General features: G+C 59.1%; 7 protein-coding genes. 4 read left to right on the top strand and 3 right to left on the bottom strand.

The window, feature by feature from the left end; translation table 11 throughout:
* The 3 genes from AAAB16_RS22080 to AAAB16_RS22070 all read left to right on the top strand — a co-directional run.
* On the top strand, positions 1-297 hold a 297-nt coding region (locus AAAB16_RS22080), incomplete at its 5' end, for a hypothetical protein (RefSeq protein ID WP_340665271.1).
* On the top strand, positions 275-1,375 hold the full coding sequence (locus AAAB16_RS22075; RefSeq protein ID WP_110613725.1) for a sigma-54 dependent transcriptional regulator: 1,101 nt from the start codon (positions 275-277) through the stop codon (positions 1,373-1,375). The genes AAAB16_RS22080 and AAAB16_RS22075, both read left to right, overlap by 23 nt.
* 184 nt (positions 1,376-1,559) lie before the next feature.
* A complete protein-coding gene (locus tag AAAB16_RS22070) occupies positions 1,560-2,486 on the top strand; it encodes a pyridoxal-phosphate dependent enzyme (RefSeq protein WP_340665270.1) in 927 nt (308 codons plus the stop codon).
* Positions 2,487-2,569: 83 nt separating this feature from the next.
* Here the strand turns inward: AAAB16_RS22070 and uvrA are convergent, their stop codons facing one another.
* The 3 genes from uvrA to AAAB16_RS22055 all read right to left on the bottom strand — a co-directional run bounded on the left by uvrA (position 2,570) and on the right by AAAB16_RS22055 (position 6,631).
* Entirely contained in the window at positions 2,570-5,092 is a 2,523-nt protein-coding gene (gene uvrA / locus AAAB16_RS22065; RefSeq protein WP_340665269.1) for an excinuclease ABC subunit UvrA, read from the bottom strand.
* A gap of 162 nt (positions 5,093-5,254) precedes the next feature.
* A complete protein-coding gene (gene xth, locus AAAB16_RS22060; protein WP_340665268.1) occupies positions 5,255-6,040 on the bottom strand; it encodes an exodeoxyribonuclease III in 786 nt (261 codons plus the stop codon).
* A 204-nt stretch (positions 6,041-6,244) separates the two neighbouring features.
* Positions 6,245-6,631, bottom strand: a complete 387-nt coding sequence (locus tag AAAB16_RS22055) for a DUF3509 domain-containing protein (RefSeq protein WP_340665267.1) — start codon at positions 6,629-6,631, stop codon at positions 6,245-6,247.
* A 328-nt stretch (positions 6,632-6,959) separates the two neighbouring features.
* On the opposite strand from AAAB16_RS22055, the gene AAAB16_RS22050 reads away from it, so the two are divergent.
* A partial coding sequence (locus AAAB16_RS22050) for an ESPR-type extended signal peptide-containing protein (RefSeq protein WP_340665266.1) occupies positions 6,960-7,353 on the top strand: 394 nt, incomplete at its 3' end.

Genomic DNA, 7,353 nt, shown 5'->3' with positions numbered 1-7,353 from the left:
TGCTTCTCCTGTGCAGCGGTAAATCCGCGCTTTAGCAGGGGCAGAGCAGAATGTATGCCAGCCGCTCGAACCGTGCATTTACGCGGCTTTGGCAAAGCAAAGGAGCCTTTTTATGCTGTTGCGGGCGCAGCCGTTGCTGACCGGTTGCTGCTCCAGCAGCAGTGCTCTTGGGTAGATGCAAATGGAATATATAAATACGAATTAAGACTTTTTTTATCTATGACGCCTTCGTGCATGATTGCCGCCAGCGCCCTTCGCTTGCCAGGTATGCCCTATGTCTTTGCTTACACATCCTAATGCTCGAGAGCTGACTAAATCGGTCCGCGCCACCGTGCTGGTTTTCAAAGACCCGCGCTCGCAAGAATTGCTCAGCCGCATCGAACGCCTGGCGCCCAGTGAAGCCAACGCGCTGATCATTGGCGAAACCGGCACCGGCAAAGAGTTGGTCGCCCGGCATATCCATAACCTCAGCAACCGCAGCAAAGAACCCTTTGTCGCGGTGAACTGCGGTGCCTTCGCCGAAACCCTGGTGGAGAGCGAATTGTTTGGCCACGAAAAGGGCGCCTTTACCGGCGCCACCACCAGCAAAGCGGGCTGGTTTGAAGCGGCCAAGGGCGGCACGCTGTTTCTCGATGAAATCGGCGACTTGCCGCTGAATATGCAGGTGAAATTGCTGCGGGTATTGCAGGAGCGCGAAGTGGTGCGCCTGGGTTCGCGTACGCCAATCCCGATCAACGTGCGCCTGGTGGCTGCTACCAACGTCAACCTGGCCGACGCGGTGGTGGCCGGGCATTTCCGTGAAGACCTGTTCTACCGTCTGCACGTGGCCACTATTCGCCTTCCGCCGCTGCGCGAGCGCCCGGGCGATATCATGCCGCTGGCCGAATTTTTTATGGAAGAACACTGCCAGCGCCTGGGTTACAAACGCGCCAGCCTAAGCGAAGAGGCCGAACGCAAACTGCTTAGCCATAGCTGGCCTGGCAATATCCGCGAACTGGAAAACGCCATTCACCATGCCCTGCTGGTATGCCGCAACGAACGCGTGCAGCCCAACGATTTGCACCTGGTGGATATGCGCGCCACAGGCGTGCGCCATGACCCCGCGCCAACCGCGGTAATCAGCCACAGCCCGGCGCCGCTCACTGCTGGGCCGGCCGATTTGGAGGCCGCGCTGACCGCCTTGTTTGAGCAGAACCTGCCAGACCTCTACGAACACATCGAGGAAACGGTGTTCCGCACGGCCTATCGCTTCTGCCACGGCAACCAATTGCAGACCGGGCGCCTGCTTAATATCAGCCGCAATATCGTTCGTGCGCGACTGGAAAAGATTGGCGAAATCGCCGCCTCGGCGCCGCGTTTGGGCAGCATCGGTTAGGGCGTTTTGCCCAAGGGTGTAGGCCCAATCGCTCAACGGGCGCCAATGTCCCGTAGGGTGTGCTGTGCGCACCAAGGCGTACACGCGCAGCAACTAGCACACTTCACCACCGCTACGCGGCGAGGTTCAAACTACGGCCTTCTCGGCGTATTCTGCGACCCCACTTTTGTATTTGAGGTCGCCCATGCCGCTGCATATCCAAACGCCCGTACTGCAATCGCGCCCACTGAGCCTTAAAACCGGTAAAACCGTTTGGCTTAAGCTCGATGCGTTGCAGCCCGTAGGGTCGTTCAAGATTCGCGGCATTGGCGCAGTGTGTGAAACCTACGCGCGCGCGGGCAAAACTCGCTTTGTCTCGTCCTCCGGCGGCAACGCGGGTATTGCCGTGGCCTATGCCGGTCGCCAGCTGAATATCGCGGTCACCGTGGTGGTGCCGGAAACCGCCACCGCTCACGCTTGCGCGCTGATCGAACAGGAAGGCGCCGAGGTGATTGTGCATGGCGCCTCCTGGATGGAAGCCAACGCGTTAGCGCAATCGCTGCTCGATGAGCACAGCGCCTTTATCCACCCCTTCGATAACGCCGAAATGTGGGCCGGCCACGGCAGCTTGATTGATGAAGTGGTAAGCGCGGGGATTGAATTTGATTCGGTGATTGTTGCCGTGGGTGGTGGCGGCCTGTTATCGGGCGTGATCGCCGGGCTGCAACGCAACGACCTGGGCCATTTGCCGGTGCTCACCGTGGAAACCCACGGCGCGGATTCCTTGGCCCAATCTGTGGCCGCCGGCCAACGTATCGAACTGCCCGCCATCACCAGTATCGCCACCTCGCTGGGCGCCAAGGCGGTTTGCGAAAACGCCTTTGCCGTTAGCCAAAGTCACAACGTACGTTGCGCCACCGTCACGGATCTGCAAGCACTGAACGCCTGCGAGCAATTTCTGCATGACCACCGTGTGCTGGTTGAACCAGCCTGTGGGGCAGCGTTGGCCGCGTTGTATAGCGCCGATCCCGGTTTAACCGCTGACTTTAAAGCGCCGCTGGTCGTGGTGTGTGGCGGGGCAACGGCGACACTTGCGCAGATTCAGCAGTGGCGGCAAAACCTTAGTGCCTGACCCTGCACGGCCCTGTAGGGGCGAGCTTGCTCGCGAATGTGCCTGGCAATTGCCTTTTGCAGCATTCGCGAGCAAACCCACGCCTATGGAGGGGTAAGTGCCTGTTGCAAATATTTAGCGGTAAACCCTGTAGGTGAAGCGGCTACCTCCTGCGGCAAGCCACTGGCGACCACCGTGCCGCCTTGTTCCCCGGCGCCGGGCCCGATATCGATCACCCAGTCGCTCTGCGCCACCACGCGCATATCGTGCTCAACCAGAATCACCGTATTGCCCGCATCCACCAGACCATTGAGCTGACGCAGCAGGCGGTCAACATCGGTGGGGTGCAGCCCGGTCGTAGGCTCATCCAGCACGTACAGCGTGGCACCGCGTTGGCTGCGTTGTAGTTCGGTGGCCAGTTTGATCCTTTGCGCTTCGCCGCCGGACAACTCGGTCGCCGGCTGGCCCAAGCGCAAGTAACCCAAGCCGATATCCCGCAGTACGCGCAGCGAACGCAGCACAGACGCTTCGTCAGCGAAGAATTCGCAGGCGGCGTCCACCGTCAGGTTAAGTACTTCGGCGATGTTTTTCCCCTGCCAGGTAACGCTCAAGGTTTGCGGGTTGTAGCGCGCGCCATGGCAGGTGGAGCAGGGCGCGTAGACGCTGGGCATAAACAGCAACTCAACGCTGACAAAGCCTTCGCCTTCGCAGGTGTCACAGCGGCCCTTGGCAACGTTGAAGGAAAACTGCCCGGCATCGTAGTGCCGTTTACGCGCGGCGGGCGTGGCGGCGAACAGCTTACGCACGGCGTCGAACAGGCCCGTGTACGTGGCCAGGTTGGAGCGCGGGGTGCGGCCGATGGGTTTTTGGTCGACCTGCACCAAGCGCTGAATACCTTCCAGGCCGTGGGTGACGTGGCCGCTGGTGGCCACCGGGGCGTCGTCGTCCAACTGCAATTCTTCGGGTTCGGCGTTGCGCACGCTATGGCCTAAATGGGCCCCGACCAATTCCAGCAAGGCCTGGCTGACCAAACTGGATTTACCCGAGCCGGAAATGCCGGTCACTGAGGTAAAGCAGCCCAAGGGAAAATCCACCGCCAGGTTGTTCAGGTTATTGCGGGTGATACCTTCCAGGCGCAGCCAGTCTTGTGCCTGTCGTGCCGTACATTCTGGCACCTGCTCAGTGCTGAACAAATGCAGGCGCGTTTGCGAGGCTTCGACCTTGGCCAAACCCGCAGGTGGGCCGCTGTACAGCACGGTGCCGCCATGCTCGCCAGCGGCCGGGCCAACGTCTATTAACCAGTCGGCGCGGCGCATGGTTTCCAGGTCGTGTTCCACTACAAACAGTGAATTGCCGGCGTCTTTTAAGCGCTGCAAGGCATCAAACAATGCTTCGCCATCGGCGGGGTGCAAGCCGGCGGAAGGCTCGTCCAGTACATAGATCACGCCGAATAATTGCGAGCCCAATTGGGTGGCCAAGCGCAGCCGTTGCAGTTCGCCAGAGGACAGGCTTGGCGTGCTGCGTTCCAAGGCCAGATAGCCGAGGCCAAGGTCGGTAAGGGTTTTTACCCGGGCCAATAAATCTTCGGCTATACGCTGGGCTGCCAACTGTTTTTCTGCCGAGAGCTTTTTGCCTTTGCTGGGTTTACCGGCCGCTACCGGAGCCAGCACTTCAGCCAGTTTTAGCAGCGGCAGGCGTGCTAACTCGCCGATGTCATAGCCAGCAAAGGTCACCGCCAGCGCCTCACGCTTTAAGCGTTTGCCGTCGCACAGTGGGCAGGCGCTGCCGACCATAAATTGCGCCACGCGCTTTTTCATCAGCGCGCTCTGTGAGTGGGCAAAGGTATGCAGCACGTAGCGCCGCGCGCCGGTAAAGGTGCCCATATAGCTGGGCTCCATTTTCCGCTTAAGGGCGAGCTGGGTTTGCTCTGGCGTCAGGCCGGCATACACCGGCACCTGTGGCTGCTCTTCGGTAAACAGAATCCACTGGCGCAGCTTTTTCGGTAAGTCGCGCCAGGGCGTATCAACGTCATGGCCCATGCTCACCAAGATATCCCGCAGGTTTTGCCCACCCCAGGCGGTCGGCCAGGCTGCTACGGCGCGTTGGCGAATGGTCAGCGAGGCATCGGGGACCATCGACTGTTCGGTAACTTCATAAACGCGGCCCAGGCCATGGCATTCCGGACAGGCACCTTGCGGGGTATTGGGCGAAAAGTCTTCGGCATACAACAGCGCTTGCCCCGCTGGGTAATGGCCGGCGCGTGAATACAGCATGCGCACCAAACTCGACAAGGTAGTGACGCTACCCACCGACGAGCGCGCGCTGGGTGTACCGCGTTGTTGCTGCAACGCCACCGCCGGTGGCAGGCCATCAATGCTGTCGACATCCGGCACGCCCACTTGGTCGATCAAGCGCCGCGCATAGGGCGCCACCGATTCGAAATAACGGCGTTGCGCTTCGGCGTACAAGGTGCCAAAGGCCAGCGATGACTTACCCGAGCCGGACACACCGGTAAACACCACCAGCGCATCGCGGGGGATATCGACATCGATGTTTTTCAGATTGTGCTCGCGGGCGCCGCGCACGTGGACAAAGCCCGAAGGCGTGGCTGGTTTTTTCGGCGGCATGGGGTGGCCTTGTAAGGGGCGTGACAGGGGCTGGATAGCCGGCATTGTGCTGGAAATGGTCAGGTGAAGGGCACTGCGGCTAACACGCTGCCACGGTAATCGCTTTTTTCAAGCGCCATACAGGTAGCAGAGGCAGCGGCTGTAACCGCGATAGGTCTGCTCTTAGGGGCGTTTGATTTCAATCCACGTCGGCGCATGGTCGCTGGCATGTTCCTCACCCCGCACCCAGGCATCCACCCCGGCATTCACCAAGCGTTTCTTTAGCTCTTTACTCACCAGCAGATGATCAATTCTGAGTCCGGAATTGCTCTGCCAATGCTGACGAAAATAATCCCAGAAGGTGTAAACGCGCTCGTCGGGATACAGCGCCCGCAGCGAGTCGGTCCAGCCTTGGTCGAGCAGCCGCTGGTAGCAGGCGCGGCTCTCGGGTTGCAGCAGGGCGTCTTTAAGCCAGGAGCGGGTGTTGTAGATATCCAAGTCGGTGGGCACTACGTTGTAATCACCGGCCAGAATCACCGGATGGCCGCTGTGGTAGAGGGCGTGGGCATGGGTGAGCAAGCGTTCAAACCAGGCCAGTTTGTAGGCAAATTTCGGCCCTGGCTGCGGGTTGCCATTGGGCAGGTACAGGCAGCCCACAATCACGCCATGCACCGCCGCTTCGATATAGCGGCTGTGGCTATCGGTGGGGTCACCGGGTAGCTCGCGGCGGATTTCCAGAGGCTCGGAATCCTTTGCCAGTATTGCCACGCCATTCCAGGCCGTTTGGCCTTTCCAGATGGCGCCATAGCCGGCCTCGCGAAGGGCTGTAGCGGGGAATTTGCTGTCGGCGGCTTTGAGTTCTTGCAGGCACACGATGTCCGGCTGCTCCCGCGCCAGCCAAGCCAGCAGCGCGGCGAGTCGGGTCTGAATACCGTTGATATTAAAGGTGGCGATACGCAGTGTTGGCATGCCAAAGAGCTCCTGCCTCAGGGGCGCAAAATCACCTTGCGGCACTCGTCATCGGCTTTATCGAACAGTTTGTGGCTGCCGTGATAGGTCAGTGCGCGCATCGTGGAGTACTCCAAGCTAAAGCAAGCGGCCCGGCGCTAAAAAAAATCCCGGCGCCTGTTCGGCAGCCGGGCAAGTTTGTCGCTGGGGGAGGGTAAAGCGGGATCAGGCAGACAGGGCCGCATTCAAATTTGGGCACATATGCGCCAGCGGGCGTTGCGACAGACGTTTAGCTTTGGTGACATGCACCGGGCCCTCGTAGGTGGGCAGACGTTGCCAAACCCAATGGGCGCCGGCACCTTTCCAGCACAGCTCGCCAGAGGCCAGCTTCATATCGCGCTGGATATCGCGCACCACATCTTTGATTTTTGCTTCGCTGAACACAGCCTCGCTGGCAATCACTTTGGTGATCTGCTGGTCGTCCCATTTCAGGGACAACACCAGGGTGCCATCCGGGCGCGGAGTGACTGCGACGTTTTGCTCAGGGAAAGATTTGAACAGGTAGTTGATCGCCAATTGCATGGTCATGCGCTCCGTATTGTTTTTAAACATGCGAAGACCTAGAGCAGCTGCCGTGCCAGCTTTTTTTATTTTATCTATTTTAATTAAATCAATAGCTTATGAATTATTGATATCAGCCTGCCATTTGCAGAGTGCAATGTTGGAGTAATGGCTGCATGCAATCTGCAAGTTTGCTTGCGGTCATTTCGCCGGCTCGGGAATCGCGCACCGATAGGCAGTAATGGCGAGCGCTGCGCTTTTACTTCACCAAGTCACGTCGTTCTAGTAAGCAAGCTGAGGGAGCCTTGCGAGCGGTCCTACAGGCGCGCGCAGTTATATTTCTTACCGTTGACCGATAGTTCTTCGAAGGGAGTCGGTCATGAACAAACGCTGTTTCCGCCTGATATTTAGTAAGTCCCTTGGTTTTCTTATCCCCGTTGCGGAAGTCACCCGCGCCCAGCGCAAAGCGGGGCAGCAAACTGTCACCTCACCCGCCAATGTCCCACTTCCCAAACCGTTTAACGGGTCGCTCAAGTACCTTGTGTTATCCGTGCTGCTGGCTGGCATGCCTGGCCTGACAGTGGCGGACATTCTGCCGGACGCCGATAAGCCTTCAGGTACCAGCGTGATTAACGCCGCCAACGGCGTGCCGGTCATTGAAATCGCCAACCCCAATGACAAGGGCTTGTCCCATAACCGTTTTAACCAATTCGATGTGCCGCAGCCTGGGGTGATTTTTAACAACAGCCGGGTTAATGGCCTTAGCCAGTTGG

The sequence above is a fragment of the Pseudomonas sp. genome (assembly GCF_037994325.1).
Classification (GTDB): Bacteria; Pseudomonadota; Gammaproteobacteria; order Pseudomonadales; family Pseudomonadaceae; genus Aquipseudomonas.
The sequence above is the reverse complement of the archived record's forward strand: the minus strand, read 5'-3'. Positions and strand labels throughout refer to the sequence as shown.